Origin of the sequence: Bacillus sp. EB01 (genome assembly GCF_000613125.1) — a bacterium.
Taxonomy (GTDB): Bacteria; Bacillota; Bacilli; order Bacillales; family Cytobacillaceae; genus Bacillus_D.
In genome coordinates, this window is the sequence record NZ_HG964497.1 from 1,857,284 (window position 1) to 1,873,072 (window position 15,789).

Below are 15,789 nucleotides of genomic sequence, written 5' to 3' on the forward strand. Positions count from 1 at the left end.
GAGGAGGGAACTTGATTGAAATCCTAAATTTATCAAAAAGGTTCGGCGACCATGAAGTGTTGAAAGATATCAATCTATCAATTCAAAAAGGAGAAGTAGTGTGTCTCATTGGGCCATCCGGTTCTGGAAAAACAACGTTACTCCGCTGTTTGAATTTACTGGAAACACCTTCTTCGGGAAAAATAATACTGGAAAAAGATAGTTTTAAATTCACGGGTAAGGAAGCAACGAAAAAGCAAAAGAGGGAAATAAAAGAGCATTCAGCGATGGTATTCCAGCATTTTAACTTGTTTCCTCATAAAACTGTATTGGAGAATGTTATAGAGGCACCGATAATTGTTCAAAAGAGAGATAAAACCGAAATGATAGCTGAAGCGGACGAGCTGTTAAGAAAAGTCGGTTTACTGGATCATAAGAACAAATATCCTGAACAGCTTTCCGGAGGACAAAAACAGCGGGCCGCCATTGCAAGGGCTCTAGCGATGAAACCGGAATTCCTTCTTTTTGATGAGCCAACATCGGCACTGGATCCGGAGCTTGTGGACGAAGTTTTAACAGTAATACAGGATTTGGCTAGTGAGGGCCAAACAATGCTAATCGTCACCCATGAGATGGGGTTTGCCAGAGATGTTGCTGACCGAGTTGTGTTTATGGATGGAGGTTATCTAATTGAAGAAGGACCTCCAAGTATTATTTTTACAACTCCCGAAAAAGAAAGAACGAAGCAATTTTTATCTAAGGTGTTAAAGTAGGAATCTATTTTGATTCCTCTTTTGTTTTTATAGGCTATAATTTTTTTTATAAGTAGAAAAGTGATTCAAAGAAGTTTTATAGCTCCATAAGGACAGGAGGACAAACATGATAAAGAGTATTTCAGATATTCAGAGTAATAATAAATTTTCAGGTACGGTCTTAGTTAAAGGTAATGAGGATGTATTAGCAGATGTAAGCTTTGGATATGCTAATCGTTCTGAACAAATAAAAAACAATACAAATACTAAATACGGAATAGCATCAGGCTGCAAACTATTTACAGCCATAGCCGTTTGCCAGCTTGTGGAAATGGGGAAACTTTCATTTGATATGAAGCTAAAAGAGTGTCTAGAGATTAATTTCCCGTACTTTGATAATGGTATAACCATTCACCATCTTCTAACTCATACATCTGGGATACCTGACTATTTTGATGAAGAAGTAATGGATGATTTTGAAGAATTGTGGGTTAGTAATCCCATGTATAAATTAAGAAGTTTGAAAAGCTTTCTTCCATTATTTCAAGATATGCCTATGAAGTTTAAAGCTGGAGAAAGATTTTCCTATAATAATGCAGGATATATTTTGCTTGGTTTACTCATTGAGAAAGCTAGTCAACTTGACTTTGCTGAGTACATACAGGAACATATCTTCAAGAAAGCTGGCATGGAGGGGGCGGGATATTTTGAATTTGATGCTCTTCCTCCGAATACGGCGCAGGGTTACATAGACTATCCTGACGGAACATGGAAAACGAATATCTATTCATTACCCGTAAAAGGTGGTTCAGATGGAGGAGCTTATGTTACGGTTGTAGATATGGTGAAACTGTGGGAGACACTAATGAGTAATGGACTTTTAAGTAAAGAATATACCCAACTTTTGTTAACTCCAAATGTACAAGTCGATGATAAAGATAATTTTTATGGTCTTGGAATTTGGATAAAGAAAAAGGGAACTGACATTTTAAAATATCATGTAATGGGATATGACCCTGGAGTTAGTTTTCACTCTGCTTATTACCCAGAGAATTCTAGGACAGTTGTGGTCTGTTCGAACAAGTCTAATGGTGCATACGAAATTTTTAAAGGCATTGAAGATGAACTAAACAGGCTTAAACATTATTAGGAAAAACAACAAGGAGGTACTTATATGACTGAAATCAGTAATAAAAAGGAGTTGTCATTGGAACAACGTGAAGAATTACTCGGAGTCTTGAAAGCGCGATTTGAGAAAAACATGCACCGACATGAAGGTCTTGAATGGGCTAAAGTCCAAGACAAGCTGGATGCAAATCCTGAAAAGTTATGGTCGCTCAATGAAATGGAAAGCACTGGCGGCGAACCGGATGTTGTTGGTCATCATGAAGAGAAAGATGAATACATTTTTTATGATTGCGCAGCGGAAAGTCCAAAAGGCCGCAGAAGTGTGTGTTACGACCATGAAGCGCTAGAGGCAAGGAAAAAACATAAACCAGAAAATAGTGCTATTAATATGGCGGCTGCCATGGGCATTGAACTTTTAACGGAAGAACAATATCGAGAGTTGCAGAAACTCGATAATTTCGATTTGAAAACATCGAGTTGGGTGCAAACACCCACAGATATTAGAAAACGTGGCGGTGCCCTTTTTTGTGATCGCCGCTACGATACGGTCTTTGTTTATCATAACGGTGCAGATTCCTACTATGGTGCTAGGGGTTTCCGTGGCTCGTTAAGGGTCTGAATTTTGCATAGTCAGAATAAGAAAATGTAAACACACATAAAGGGATACAACCTACAAAGTGCATTGTAGGTTGTATCCCTTTTTGAAACTCCACCAATAACGACAAGTGTTTCGATTCTAATGGCTGGAATTCCAGATAAACCTAGAAATAGACTGGCTCCAATTTCTAAAGTGTAAACTCCCAAATGTTATTGCCAATAACTGGTTGTCCCTATATCATTAGGTATAAAGAGAATGTCCAAGGGGGAACACATATGATCCCAGCAAAAATAGAACCCATTTCAATCACTCCAATAAGTGAAAAAAGCTTGGAATCCATCGTCAATTGGTTCAATCAGCGTAAACAATCGTTCTATATTTTGGGTTGGTCCTATTTAGGAAATCAGCGGCAAATGGAAGAACTTTTTTACCGTTCCATAATTAAAGTGCAAAAGGAGTTGCCTCGATTTAAGAGGGAAACATCATTTGAAATTTGGGTAACATCCATTTTCATACATATCTGCCGTGAGCTCTCAGTTAATGGAAGTTTACAACATTTAGAGACAAGTGAACCACGACAGGATTTATTTAAAGCACTTGATCAGTTGGAAGAGTATGAGAAAGAAGCGGTGGTTCTAAAATATATAATAGGAATCCCCTTGGAGAGTGCAGCAGGTATTCTCAGAATTACAGAGAATAAGCTGAAAGAGCATTTGTTGTCCGCGGTCCAGTCACTAAAAAAGGGAATGGGATTTGAGCTGAGCTTAAATGGCTGTAAAGAGTATCATAAAAATTACATTGATTACTTGGAACGGAAAATGGACCGGCCTGAAAAGGTTGAATTCGAGATACATATATACCATTGCCAAAACTGCCAGGAGGATTTGGCTGCTTTCCAGGATACCATATTAACTCTTCCAAAAAAGACAGAAGACTTTCATGTGCCAGCCAATTTTCTCGAGAGCCTCAAGGCCAAATTGGTAGAAAGTGAAAAGCAAAGGCAACTGAAGAACAGGAAACGTTTTAGAATCGGGATTGTTTTTGCGAGTGTTTTCTCACTTTTTATTAGTATAGAAGTTATTACAGGGGCCTTTACCAACGCTTACTATTCATATGCGGAGGAAGATCAGCAACTGCGTGCCTTTCTCCAGCAGGACCTGGGGAAGGTGCTTAACCTGGTAGCGGAAAGCGAAGGGGTTAAAATTACAATTAAAAGCGTGGTTGCTGATGATGTCCAGACTCTCGTTTTTTATGAAATAGAAGATACGGATGAAGATGATCAATATTTCATGATGTATCAAGATGGGGTTATTGTGGAGAATGAACATGAAATCATGAACCGTGCGGCATATCCGAGGCACTATTTTCCTCACCTTGAATCGAATGAAAATAAGAGAGAAAAAAACGTGTTTCGGGGAAAAATGAGTCTCTTACCCCTGGGGAAGGACAAGGGGACAATTGAGCTGAAGATCACTAAGCTTTACAAATTAATCCGTGCTTCTGATGACAGGGAGAATTATATCCCTTACGAGAATTTGAGCTTTGAGACAGGCGAGTGGAACTTCGAGATTCCTGTAACAAAAAAGCCCTCTACGGAATATGCCTTGGATGAAGAAACAGAAATCGAGGGGATTCCGGTTCGTTTTGATAAACTGACCATTGCTCCGACAGCGACGATTCTTGAATATGCAATTCCTTTTAGCGGTTCAGGAAAACGAATTGATGCTCTTAATTTTGGAAATCTGAAAGTAAACAATAAAAAACTTAAAGCGGATAGGTATGGCAATAATTTTGGAAATGGAATCAATGAGTGGATGACCTACCACATGCATTTTGACCCGCTTTATGGAGAAAAGCCTATAGAAGCCAATGTTTGGATAGAATCTGCTAATTTAACGGTTGAAGACAAGAGGACCATCGAACTGAATGCTTCAGAGAAATATCCACAAACCTTTGAATATGCAGGCAGCACAATATCCATCGACAGGGTTGAGGCTGGTGACTCAACCAATGTAGTCATAAGCAATCATGCAATTAAAAATCGGGCATTCGAGTCACTTCACTTTGAAATTTTCGGGGAGGATGGAAATACTCCAATGGAAATGGAAATGATGAATCCGAAAGGAGTTTTTGTTGATAAAAAGGGGATTGAGTACGACCCAAATGAAATCACTTTCGTTTATGAGAAACTCGAACAACCGCGTTATTTCTTTACGGAAGAAAATATTATGTTCCGTAGTAAGAATGAAGGAGATAATATCCCGAAAATTCTCGAGATCTATAGCTATACCACAACAAAATTTTTGAATGAAATGGTAAAGATTTCGTTGGAATAACAGGATGAAGTGAGAGGAAAGATTTCGCGGAAGACCCAGGGTAACCTTATTCGGTATGCCCTTGTTGTTTTTTTGATTTTTACACTGTATTTCAAGTTGGGTGTTGGAAAATGGAACCGGGAGAATCCTTAAAAACATAGAGTTTAAGAACTACTAAAAAATCTAAATTTATTTGGTGTGGAACGCGAAAAGACCTATGCATTTTTGGTAACTAGGTACTTTAGTAGTATAGTTCTTCATTTCTAAGTCCATAAATGCCACTTTGTATGCATTTATTTATACGTAAGAGGGAATATAATGAAAATAATAGACGGAATTTTCTTTATTTTGATAGAGTCTTATGAAAACTGGAGGGTCATATGAGAAGAATTAGGAAAAGCTCTATTATCTCTTATAGCCATTATGGACATTCCAAAGTTCCAAACAACATTCAAACAGCTTGTCCCAAGTGCGGGAAAACAAGCAACTTTTTAATCAAAGCAAATTATCAGGCAGGCAAAAATGGTTTTTTGACAGAAGGCTCGTGCTCATCCTGCAAAAAGGAATCCACATTTTCTATGATTTTAAAAGATGTTCCAGATGACATAGGCAGTGATATAGATGTTTATATCTATGACCCCCGGTCTTCTAAACAACCAATTAACCAACTAGAACAGCTCCGGGACATACCTCCGGATTTAGTCCGGGCCTACCGTTCAGCATTAAATATATATCAGATGAAGGACAATGCCGCCACAGCGGTGATGTCAAAACGTGTTATTGAAAGCATTTTTAAACATTTTACAGGCGATAAAGGGAATCAGCCCCTTTCTGAGCAAACAGAACGGATATTGGAGAATTTGGACTTAGTGAAGCCTATCCGTTATCTAGACCAGCTTCTTCACCCCGACAATCCTTTTTATCAAATTTTGGAGTTGGAAAAGGATTTGGATGATGAGACTGCTGCTTATCTAATGGACCTTTTGGAGAGTTTAATCGATTATCTGTTTGTCCTTCCAGGAAACATTGAAATTGCTTACACGAACATCCAGCAAAAAATTAAATAGAAGAAGGATATCAGTGCTTCCATGATATAGGTGCCTGACCCCATATGTACTTCGGGGAGAAGGTGCCTTTGTTTTTTTTTTTGCTGCTGGCTGGATAGCAGTTTCGACGACATTTATTAAAACAACTACTGCTATGTCACGCAAAAAGGAACACAATAAAATGCACTCAAGTTAAAAACTGAATGCATTTTTAGATGGACATTTTATATTGGGACACAAATTCCGCGGGGCTTTTTCGACATCTACATATCCTGTTTTCTCAAGGCCCCAATCAAATTTAATCAAACGTTTGATTAACAAAAATCCGACAACATTAGATAATACCATTGTCATTCTATCTATTTATCAATTTGACTTTTGAAATCACCTGTGATTTAAAATTATGTAAGAGAAGGGGTGTTTAGAGTAAATCCTTTTCATCTATTTTCATGTCTTTATGATAATATTCCAGATCACGTTCATTGATTTTCCGCATTACCCTGCAAGGGCTTCCCACGGCTATAACATTTGCTGGAATATCCTTGGTAACCACACTGCCAGCACCGATCACTGTATTTTCTCCAATTCGGACTCCAGGCAGGATAATGGAACCTGCGCCAATCCAAACATTATCCTCAATAACTACTGGGAGGTTAAACTGGGCACCATTTCTCCGTAATTCAGGATGAATCGGATGAGTTCCCGCATCAATCGTTACATTTGGTCCAATAAGTACATTATTGCCTATATAGATATCGGTGTCATCTACTAATGTCAGGTTGAAATTGGCGTAGACATCATTTCCTATATGTGTATGCCGTCCCCAGTTTGCATGAAGTGGAGGTTCAATATAGACGTTGGTGCCTACTTCAGCAAACAATTCGGTTAAAATCCCCTCCCTCTTTTCTACCTCGGAAGGCCTGGTATGGTTAAAGTCATACAATACGTCCAAACATTGCATCTGCTCTTTCATCAAACCTTCATCGTTCGCGTAATACAATTTCCCGCTTTTCATCTTATCCTTAATGGACATATATAATCACTTCCTTTATTGAATAGTATCTCAATCAAATTGATGTGCTCAAGGTAAATGAATAGCCATTATTTCTTTTTGTGAGTTTTATCATATTTCGGATTTTTTTGTTTTTCTATAATAGTTTTAGGAGGTGGATAGTAGATGAAAGTAAATTACCCATTAAAAAATTCTGTGGAAATAAAAGAAATAAAAGAAATGCTCAAGCCATTCGGCGGCAGGTGTGCCAAAATTGTTGATAGCACCCTTGAATTTCAAATTAAAGATGAGAAGCAGACAGAAGCGTATGAATTTTTGAAGGAAAATGGATATATCGAATAAATTCAATTAGCCATGTTCCTAGGTCAGAAAAGTTATGGAGTTAGACTATATATAATTTAGCAAACTGCATTCCTTTTTTTAAGGGTGCAGTTTTTTGGTGGAAGTTGAATGGAAACTCCTACTCCTTTTTTCAATCCTGAATGATATGTTAAAATCTACTAGGTGTTTAATAATTTGTTATTCTGTTTTATACTAGGTGAAGTGTGTCAAAAATTTTAGCGCCGTAAGAGGCTCTTTTAATAGAAGTGTGAAAATGAATGAAGGAGGAGAACCGATTGACAATCAATGCTGAAACAATGGTTGCGGACATCCACCGGTTGGATGAGAAGGGTTCGGGCCAGGCTGCTATCTGGCGTGAAAATGAACATGGCAACTTAAAGAAGTTGAAACTGACTATTCCCCTTACTCTCCCTGGCGAAAAAGTGAGTGTAACAGTGGACAGGCCTGAAAAAAGAAGATGGAGAGCACTACCAAATGAAATATTGGAGACTCATCCTGAAAGAACAGCCCCTCCATGTCCGCATTTTGAAAAATGTGGCGGATGCGTGTGGCAGCACTGGGAATACGAAGGTCAGTTAAAACAAAAGACGAATCATGTGAAACAAGCGATAGAATCGCAGGGCTTCGATCCAAATTTAGTCTTCGATACTATCGGAATGGACAATCCCTGGCATTACCGCAATAAGATGGAGTTCACGTTTGCTCCGGACGGGACACTTGGCTTGCATGAACAAGGGAATTTCCGGAAGATCATTTCACTTGAAACTTGTTTGATTGCAGGTAAAGAGATGGTCGAGGCATCGATGGAAGTTGCCGATTGGGCAAAAAATCATCAATTGAGCGGGTATAATAAGGACTTGCATGAAGGCTTGCTGCGGCACTTGATGGTTCGACAATCATTTGCAACAGGTGAAATGATGCTTGCTCTGTTTGCGACTGAGGCACCGGATGCTGCTCATTTGAAAGCGGCGGCTGATGATTTAGTAACGCGAATTACTGAAAAGTTCCCTCAAGTAAAAAGCTTATTATGGCTGGAAAATACGGATTGGGCTGACCGTACTCAATCAGAAAAGAGCCATATCCTGGCTGGGCGCGATTTCATTTATGATGAAATGGATGGATACCGGTTCCGATTATGGTTTGATACCTTTTTCCAGACGAATCCGACCCAGGCGCAAAAGCTGGTTGAATTGGCAATCAAAATGGGTCAGCCGAAAAAGTCAGAGAAGATGATTGATTTGTTCTGTGGTGTCGGAACGTTTTCACTTCCGTTCGCGAATAGGGTAGGAGAACTTGCAGGCATAGAAATAGTTGAGACATCCATTGAATCCGCTAAGCGCAATGCTGCGGATAATGGAATTGATAACACAACCTTCCTCGCAAAGGATGCGAGAAAAGGAATTGACGAAATCCTTGAGAGCTTTGGAAAGCCAGAACTATTGCTGCTTGACCCGCCAAGGTCAGGCGCTGGCGGAAAAGTAATGAGGAGAATCGGGCGGGCTAAACCAGAACGAATTGTCTATGTATCATGTAATGTAGATACATTTGCTACTGATATTAAGGAACTTGAACAGTTCGGCTATACCCTTGAGGTAGTTCAGCCAGTTGATCTTTTTCCACACACCGTTCATGTTGAAGCTGTTGCGAAATTGATACTGAAAGAAGGCAACTGACCCTCGGGTCGTTGCCTTTTAGGTTTCCGTCAATTGAATTTTAGTGATTTTAATCATGTTATTAGATGCAAAAAGGAACCTTTTTCAAAGAGGATATTATTTAAATAAGAATCTATTTTACCGGGCCGTTAGTAATCTCAGTAAGTTTAGAATTAATTGCAAAGATCTTTGCGTTGACATCTGTTATGCCAAAGCCGGCTAATCTTTTGGAATGCATGTCCAAATATTTTTCAGAGGTTTCTTTTGTTTCAAAAATATAAATTCCGCCTGCTTCCTTTGTTTCAGGACGTTCTGTCCAAATTTTCCACATGAAGCCATCCTCTTCATTAATGCTCTTCGCTAAATCAGAGAACGCCTCTGCCATTTCATCTCCGAATGGTCCATCCATTTTAAAATCCACTTGTAATACATATGCCATTGTCATTCTCCTTTTTAAAATTTATAGGTTTGAAAATTTTTGGATTTCCTAGTGCTAATGCTCTTTTGAATGCTTATCACTTTATCCAAAATGAAGCAATCTCTATGATTTGCTCTACGATTGAATGTTATCCAATAATAAAGTTCATCAAAACCAATAGTTTATGGGATTTGTTGTTTATACAACACATTCAAGTATTTGTTGAAAAAAGTAGATTGAAGATGGACGTTCGGGATGCCTTTTTTGTAGATTGGGCTTTTTCTTCATTTAGTGTTATGCTCCGAATCTGCTCTTACAGGGGGCATGAATAATAATCCACAGAGTTAAAAAATACGGCAAAGATGAATGATTTGGTGCATTTGCACAATGATTTTTGTTAAACCGTCAATAGTTGAAAAATTAATTTAAGCCTATAATGAAAGCGTATTCTATGAAAGGGCTTTTATAGTAAGACTGATAGGGGGCATCTTAAATCTTATTAAATTCTAGCAACGAATCAGTTCTTTGTGCAAAATTATAAAGCAATGATATATAGAATGCAGAACTGCGATTTCAATTTTAAGAAAGATATTTCATTCTAAACAACAACATGAGGAGTAGGAGGAATTTATATGGCAGCATCAATAGATATTAGCTGGGTTGGCGCTTTACTTGGTCTGGCGCTTGCAATTATTTTAATTTTGTTTAGACTCGCTCCAACGTATTCATTAATTTTAGGCGCGATTGTTGGCGCTTTCATCGGCGGGGCCAACTTTTCAGAAGTAGTCTCCATTCTAGTTTCAGGAACTCAAAGTGTACAAGGTACAGTTATTAGGATAATCGCTGCTGGTGTTTTTGCTGGTGTCATGATGGAATCGGGAGCAGCGGAAAGCATTGCGAAAGCGATTGTAGAAAAACTCGGCGGGACAAAAGCGATGCTGTCCCTGGCATTGGCTACGATGATTATTACCGCAGTAGGTGTATTCATTCCTGTTGCTGTACTGATTGTTGCACCAATCGCATTGTCTGTCGGTAACAAAATGGGTTATTCCAAAATTGCTTTGCTTGTAGCTTTATCTGGCGGTGGTAAAGCAGGTAATATCATCTCCCCTAATCCGAATACGATTGCGGCAGCGGGTGGGTTTGACCTTGACGTTAACCAAGTCATGATCGGTGGTTTTGTTCCTGCTGTTTTCGGAGTTGTTGTAACTGTTATTATCGCGTCAATTATTAAGTATAAAGGTACAAAGGTATCGGATGAGGAAGCAGCCGAATTGGAAAAGGCTAGTTCCACGAATTTGCCTGCATTATCAAAAGCCCTTGTCACTCCAATCATTGCTATTGTTCTTTTAATGATGAGCCCTATCGGTTCCATGCTTGGAATCGATGCTCTTGCTGAATTGAAAATCGATTCATTGTTTATCCTGCCGTTTGCAGGGTTAGTTGGTACGATTGCTCTGGGTAAAAGAAAACAATTCTTGGATTTTAGTACTTCCGGATTAAATAAAATGACACCTACCATCCTCATCATCATAGGGGCGGGTGCGATTGGCGGATTAATTACATCTTCGGATCTTCCAGCCCAAGTTGTTAGCTTGGTTGAAACTTCAGGTATATCTGGTACGTTCCTTGCACCAATTGCAGGTATTTTAATGGCAGCAGCGACGGCTTCCACATCAACTGGTGTTATCCTGGCTACTGGCTCGTTCTCGGATGCAATACTTGAAACTGGAGTTGCACCACTTTCTGCGGCAGTTATGACACATGCAGGTGCTACAGTAATAGACCACTTGCCACACGGAACGTACTTCCATGTGACACGAAATGCCATGAACATGAGCATGAAAGAGAGAATGAAAGTTGTCGGATATGAAAGCATCGTTGGTTTAACAATGACAATTGTAGCTGTAATCTTGTTCGGGTTTATTTTATAGGCTGTGTAAATGGATATTGTTGAATTTATAGCAGTGTTGATTGGAGCGGAAGGCGCGAAGACTCCTGTGGGGGCAGCGGGACAGGTGAGACCCCGCAGGAGCAAAGCGACGAGGAGGCTCACCGCCCGCCCCACGGAAAGCGAAGCGCCGGTAGCGGAAATCAACAGACTTGTTTAACACAGCCATTTTATAAAAAAAAGGAGTGATAACCATGGGGAAAACTTTTTTATTGGCTCCTGATTCATTTAAGGAAAGCATGACAGCCAAAGAAGTTTGTGAAGCAATGGAAATTGGCATAAAACGAGCAATCCCTGATGCCGAATGCATTTATGTACCAATGGCAGATGGCGGTGAAGGCACCGTTCAGTCGCTGGTTGATGCAACTGGCGGGACATTAATTCAAAAAGAAGTAACTGGCCCACTTGGCACACCAGTTACCGCCCAGTACGGCATTTTAGGAGATGGCAGGACAGGTGTTATTGAAATGGCATCTGCGAGCGGGATTCACTACGTAACGAAAGAAACAAAGAATCCTATGATTACAACAACATTTGGTACAGGCGAGCTTATCAGGGCTTGTATTGAACAAGGCATTACCGAGATCATCCTTGGTATTGGCGGAAGTGCAACAAATGATGGCGGTACTGGAATGGCAGCGGCTCTCGGATACAAGTTCCTGGATAAGGAAGGGAATGAACTGCCGCTCGGAGGTGGATATTTAGGAGATCTTGAAACAATTGATTCATCCAATGTGATCCCTGAATTGAAAAATATCAAAATCCTAGTTGCCTCGGATGTTACAAACCCATTATGCGGCGAGCGCGGCGCTTCAGCAGTTTTCGGGCCGCAAAAGGGTGCAACTCCCGAGATGGTTCAACTTTTGGACAATAATTTAAGACATTACGCCAAAATAGTAAATGAGCAAATTGGGGTAGACATGGTCGATGTCCCTGGTGCAGGCGGTGCAGGCGGTCTTGGCGGAGGACTTCTTGCTTTTACAAATTCCACAATGAAAAAGGGAATTGAAATTGTTATAGAATATACAAAATTAAAAGAAAAGCTTCAGGATGTGGATTACTGCTTTACAGGTGAAGGCGGCATTGACTTCCAAACGAAATTTGGTAAAGCGCCTTTTGGTGTTGCCCAGGCAGCCAAGAGTGTCAATAGCGATATCAAAGTGATTGCACTTGCTGGTTATATTGGTCAGGATGTAGAAGCGTTATACGACGAAGGCTTTGACGCTATTTTTGGAATTGTACCGGGAGCAGCGGACATTGAGACCTTATTGGCAGAAGGGAAAGCGAATGTTGCCAGAACATCTGAAAGCATTGCTCGATTGTTGAAATAAGGTGCTCATTAATTTAGCCTAATATAAAATGGAAAGAGGCTGTCCTTAAGCTTTGGGCAGCCTCATTTCATTTTACTCGATGAATCAGCATAAAAATCAATTCTACGAGATCCAATATGTTTTTTGGATCTTTGCCGGTGATTTTAAAAATCCTGTCTAATCTGTAGTTTAATGTATTTCTATGGATGATAAGCTTGCTGGCCGTTTCGTTTAAGTTCATGTTACAGCTAAGATAAATCTGCAGAGTTTTGATCAGTTCATCATGTGGTTCTAGTAAATGGATGAGTCTCTCAGATTTTGTATCGTTTTTTTCCATGTAGGCTAGGTCGGCGATAAATTCGCACTTCGCATAGGAAATGAATCTTTCATTCGGATAAACACCTTTTAATACACGCATTGCAGATTTGGCCTGCAGAAATCCATCGGAAATTTTATCATTTATATTGCTAATTGAAGAAAGAGCATCAGGATAATTGCTATCAATCTGTTCTTGCAAAGAGTGAGTTATAGTTTGATCCTGTACTATAAAGCAAATCGCGCTGCTTGATAGCCTAAAAGAATGGAAATTCTTAATACGATCCTTATCAAAATCATACGGTAATTCTACATATACAATTTGGGAGGGTTCGTTTAGCTTGATATTGTAGGATAATGCCTGTTCGGTGAGTTCTTTAGTATAAATTGTTTCAGGATCGGTAATGAATTGGAAAAACTCCTGTTTTAAATTCTTTTCCAGGTTTTCTTTTTCCAATGCATGGTTTTGCTCGATTAATAAAATTGCGGTTGATCTAACAAGGTTTCCAAAAGGCCTTGTTTCTTCTACTTCACCGCTTATTCCAACCACGCCAACAATCATTCCATTTAATTCAATTGGCAGGTTAATACCCTTCTTTACAAATTTCTCATCCTTATAGATTTCTACCGTTTTTCCTTGTTTTAACGCCTCAACAGCACCATGGTGAAGCGTGCCAATCCTTTCTTTATTTCCGCTTGCAATGATAATTCCGGTTCGATCCATAATATTTATATTATACGGAATATCCTTCATCATCTTATCTACAATATTTTGGGCCAGAGATTGTCTTAATATATTCAATGGATTAACTCCTTTTGTTCCACCTGATTAAATTTTAGCATTACCAACGTTTTTTTCAATATAACCTAAGAGGCCGTTTGGTTTTCAGTGTAATTCCAAATCCGCTGGCTGCGGGCCAGGCCGCGGGAAAAATTAAATGCAGGTACAGGTGCAATTTGCAGTTGCAAAGCTTGTGGATAAAGGGTACCATTTCACTACTACAATTTGAAGGAAATGAGTGTTAACTATGAACGAAGAAACAATTGACCATAAGGACAATTGGTTTAGGAATATTGTTCTCTTTTTATCAAGCCAAACCATATCTCTGTTTGGTTCCTCGCTGGTCCAGTATGCAATTATGTGGCATATCACGTTAACGACTGAGTCCGGTGTTATGATGACGTTGTATATTATCTGCGGCTTTATTCCAACATTTATTTTGTCTCCGGTTGCCGGTGTGTGGGCGGACCGCTTTAATCGGAAAGTGCTGATTGTGTTAGCGGATGGACTCATTGCAGTGGCGACACTCATTCTTGCCATCCTGTTCCTAATGGGATATGACGATGTATGGCTGCTGTTTGTGATGGCTGCTGTTCGTGCGTTCGGTACAGGGATTCAAACACCGGCCGTTGGGGCAATTTTACCGCAAATCGTCCCAAAGGATAAGCTGACAAAAGTAAATGGAATCAATGGAACAATTCAGGCTGTCATCATGTTCGTTTCTCCGATGGTCAGTGCGGCGTTGCTGGCAATGGCATCCCTTGAAATTATCTTCTTCATTGATGTTATCACCGCAGCCATTGCTATTGTTACCTTGCTCTTATTCTTAAAAGTGTCTGTCCATGAGAAGGCAAAGGAGAAGCAAACAACTAGTTATTTAAGTGATTTTAAACAGGGCTTGCACTATATCAACAATCATCAGTATCTAAAGTCGTTTTTTCTTTTCTTCGCAGTCTTCTTTGTATTAATGGCCCCAGCTGCATTTTTGACACCGTTGCAGGTTACTCGCAGCTTCGGTAATGATGTATGGAGACTAACCGCCATTGAGCTTGCCTGGTCCATAGGGATGATGGCCGGTGGAGGTATCATTGCGGCCTGGGGAGGATTTTCGAATCGAGTTAAAACAATGGCGTTTTCAAGTATCATCATGGGAGTTTGCACATTTGCGCTTGGGGTTGTACCGGTCTTTTGGCTGTATCTAGTTTTCATGGCTGTTTTTGGAGTAACCATGCCAATCTTCAATACACCAACTATGGTTCTTTTACAGGAAAAAATAGAAGAGAATTATTTAGGGCGAGTGTTTGGCGTGATGGGGATGATTTCTACCTCAATGATGCCGATTGGCATGCTGATATTCGGCCCTATCGCAGACATCATCAAAATTGAATGGCTCCTCTCCGGAACCGGGATATTCATTGTTGTGTTAGCAATCCTCCTGGGGCGAAACAAAATTCTTATGAAAGCAGGGGAAACGGTACAAAAAGAAAGTTGAAAAACAATGACCAAGGGAAGGTTGAGACAGCTCTTGTGTGCCAGGTGGAAGAATAGAAAAAGCAACGATCCAGCCGGGGTATCGTTGCTTTTTAATAGGGATGTTTTATTTTCCTGTTAACGCAATATCGCATCAGTCGGGAAGGCTGCCATGCTAAAAAAGCTATGAGCCACTGCTCATGCTTCCTTCAATGTGCTTTCCAATTCCAAGGCTTGCCCTGCGAACTCAATTTCCTTAATAGTTACCGAAAGCACCCCTGTTGGAACTTTAAGTGCCACCTTTTCACCAATACTCTTCAGCAAAAGCTGCCTGCCTACCGGGGACAAAAAGGATATACTTCCCGAATCCGGGTCCGACTCGTCAGGGTAACAAATGATATAATCCTCTGTTTCGTTGTCATCATCATACATAACTGTGACCTTTGTCCCGATGAATACTTTTTGGAATGATGAAATACTATCATTCCGTTGATTTTCTTTTATTAAGTTCTCAACTTCAAGTGAGTAGGTATTATAAAAGTCCTTCTTCCGCTCGTCAACTGGAGTGGAAGATAGATAAAGATGGGTCAATTCCTTTATATTTTCATCAATGTAAACCAACTGTTGTATGAAGTATTCTTTGCTAAGGAGCTGACTATGGTTCATAGTAGATAACCCCCTGGCTTGGATCGAACTTCTTACAAAATTTCATGAACATTT

General features: G+C 39.8%; 14 protein-coding genes. 10 read left to right on the plus strand and 4 right to left on the minus strand.

Features of this window, described 5'->3' with window-relative positions:
* Positions 1–11: 11 nt before the first annotated feature.
* The 5 genes from TY16_RS08270 (at position 12) to TY16_RS08290 (ending at position 5,839) form a co-directional block, all read left to right on the plus strand.
* Positions 12–752, plus strand: coding sequence for an amino acid ABC transporter ATP-binding protein (locus tag TY16_RS08270; RefSeq protein WP_043931385.1), 741 nt, complete (start codon positions 12–14; stop codon positions 750–752).
* A 106-nt stretch (positions 753–858) separates the two neighbouring features.
* Entirely contained in the window at positions 859–1,881 is a 1,023-nt protein-coding gene (locus tag TY16_RS08275; RefSeq protein ID WP_043931386.1) for a serine hydrolase domain-containing protein, read from the plus strand.
* A gap of 24 nt (positions 1,882–1,905) precedes the next feature.
* Positions 1,906–2,478: a DUF4256 domain-containing protein gene (locus TY16_RS08280; protein WP_043931387.1), complete on the plus strand. Its 573-nt coding sequence runs from the start codon at positions 1,906–1,908 to the stop codon at positions 2,476–2,478.
* A 254-nt stretch (positions 2,479–2,732) separates the two neighbouring features.
* Positions 2,733–4,793 (plus strand): DUF4179 domain-containing protein, encoded by a 2,061-nt coding sequence (locus TY16_RS08285; protein ID WP_043931388.1) that lies wholly within the window; start codon positions 2,733–2,735, stop codon positions 4,791–4,793.
* Positions 4,794–5,152: 359 nt separating this feature from the next.
* Entirely contained in the window at positions 5,153–5,839 is a 687-nt protein-coding gene (locus tag TY16_RS08290; protein ID WP_043931389.1) for a hypothetical protein, read from the plus strand.
* Positions 5,840–6,239: 400 nt separating this feature from the next.
* Here TY16_RS08290 and TY16_RS08295 read toward each other — a convergent pair whose 3' ends face one another.
* Positions 6,240–6,851 carry a sugar O-acetyltransferase gene (locus TY16_RS08295; protein ID WP_043931390.1) on the minus strand — a complete coding sequence of 204 codons (612 nt, stop codon included), beginning with the start codon at positions 6,849–6,851 and terminating at the stop codon, positions 6,240–6,242.
* Positions 6,852–6,995: 144 nt separating this feature from the next.
* On the opposite strand from TY16_RS08295, the gene TY16_RS26540 reads away from it, so the two are divergent.
* Together TY16_RS26540 and rlmD are read left to right on the plus strand one after the other, a co-directional pair.
* On the plus strand, positions 6,996–7,172 hold the full coding sequence (locus tag TY16_RS26540; RefSeq protein WP_197028374.1) for a hypothetical protein: 177 nt from the start codon (positions 6,996–6,998) through the stop codon (positions 7,170–7,172).
* A gap of 296 nt (positions 7,173–7,468) precedes the next feature.
* Positions 7,469–8,845, plus strand: coding sequence for a 23S rRNA (uracil(1939)-C(5))-methyltransferase RlmD (rlmD, locus tag TY16_RS08300; RefSeq protein ID WP_231505699.1), 1,377 nt, complete (start codon positions 7,469–7,471; stop codon positions 8,843–8,845).
* Positions 8,846–8,957: 112 nt separating this feature from the next.
* Here rlmD and TY16_RS08305 read toward each other — a convergent pair whose 3' ends face one another.
* Positions 8,958–9,263: a monooxygenase gene (locus TY16_RS08305; RefSeq protein ID WP_043931394.1), complete on the minus strand. Its 306-nt coding sequence runs from the start codon at positions 9,261–9,263 to the stop codon at positions 8,958–8,960.
* Between the two features lie 611 nt (positions 9,264–9,874).
* Between TY16_RS08305 and TY16_RS08310 the strand changes: the two genes are divergently transcribed.
* Positions 9,875–11,176: a GntP family permease gene (locus TY16_RS08310; protein WP_043931395.1), complete on the plus strand. Its 1,302-nt coding sequence runs from the start codon at positions 9,875–9,877 to the stop codon at positions 11,174–11,176.
* Between the two features lie 211 nt (positions 11,177–11,387).
* Positions 11,388–12,524 (plus strand): glycerate kinase family protein, encoded by a 1,137-nt coding sequence (locus TY16_RS08315; RefSeq protein WP_043931396.1) that lies wholly within the window; start codon positions 11,388–11,390, stop codon positions 12,522–12,524.
* 67 nt (positions 12,525–12,591) lie between these two features.
* Here the strand turns inward: TY16_RS08315 and TY16_RS08320 are convergent, their stop codons facing one another.
* The gene (locus tag TY16_RS08320; RefSeq protein WP_231505585.1) at positions 12,592–13,620 is read right to left on the minus strand and encodes a CdaR family transcriptional regulator; all 1,029 of its coding nucleotides are present in this window, start codon (positions 13,618–13,620) and stop codon (positions 12,592–12,594) included.
* Between the two features lie 226 nt (positions 13,621–13,846).
* On the opposite strand from TY16_RS08320, the gene TY16_RS08325 reads away from it, so the two are divergent.
* Positions 13,847–15,091: an MFS transporter gene (locus TY16_RS08325; RefSeq protein ID WP_043931398.1), complete on the plus strand. Its 1,245-nt coding sequence runs from the start codon at positions 13,847–13,849 to the stop codon at positions 15,089–15,091.
* A gap of 176 nt (positions 15,092–15,267) precedes the next feature.
* On the opposite strand, the gene TY16_RS08330 is transcribed toward TY16_RS08325, so the two are convergent.
* Positions 15,268–15,735 carry a GreA/GreB family elongation factor gene (locus TY16_RS08330; RefSeq protein ID WP_043931399.1) on the minus strand — a complete coding sequence of 156 codons (468 nt, stop codon included), beginning with the start codon at positions 15,733–15,735 and terminating at the stop codon, positions 15,268–15,270.
* Positions 15,736–15,789 lie beyond the last annotated feature (54 nt).

Excerpts from the sequence above, each read along its gene's own strand:
- rlmD (WP_231505699.1), top strand. The coding sequence starts at position 7,469 with ATGGTTGCGGACATCCACCGGTTGGATGAGAAGGGTTCGGGCCAGGCT.
- TY16_RS26540 (WP_197028374.1), top strand. The coding sequence starts at position 6,996 with ATGAAAGTAAATTACCCATTAAAAAATTCTGTGGAAATAAAAGAAATA.
- TY16_RS08315 (WP_043931396.1), top strand. The coding sequence starts at position 11,388 with ATGGGGAAAACTTTTTTATTGGCTCCTGATTCATTTAAGGAAAGCATG.
- TY16_RS08330 (WP_043931399.1), bottom strand. The coding sequence starts at position 15,735 with ATGAACCATAGTCAGCTCCTTAGCAAAGAATACTTCATACAACAGTTG.
- TY16_RS08290 (WP_043931389.1), top strand. The coding sequence starts at position 5,153 with ATGAGAAGAATTAGGAAAAGCTCTATTATCTCTTATAGCCATTATGGA.
- TY16_RS08305 (WP_043931394.1), bottom strand. The coding sequence starts at position 9,263 with ATGGCATATGTATTACAAGTGGATTTTAAAATGGATGGACCATTCGGA.
- TY16_RS08325 (WP_043931398.1), top strand. The coding sequence starts at position 13,847 with ATGAACGAAGAAACAATTGACCATAAGGACAATTGGTTTAGGAATATT.
- TY16_RS08295 (WP_043931390.1), bottom strand. The coding sequence starts at position 6,851 with ATGTCCATTAAGGATAAGATGAAAAGCGGGAAATTGTATTACGCGAAC.
- TY16_RS08285 (WP_043931388.1), top strand. The coding sequence starts at position 2,733 with ATGATCCCAGCAAAAATAGAACCCATTTCAATCACTCCAATAAGTGAA.
- TY16_RS08280 (WP_043931387.1), top strand. The coding sequence starts at position 1,906 with ATGACTGAAATCAGTAATAAAAAGGAGTTGTCATTGGAACAACGTGAA.
- TY16_RS08275 (WP_043931386.1), top strand. The coding sequence starts at position 859 with ATGATAAAGAGTATTTCAGATATTCAGAGTAATAATAAATTTTCAGGT.
- TY16_RS08310 (WP_043931395.1), top strand. The coding sequence starts at position 9,875 with ATGGCAGCATCAATAGATATTAGCTGGGTTGGCGCTTTACTTGGTCTG.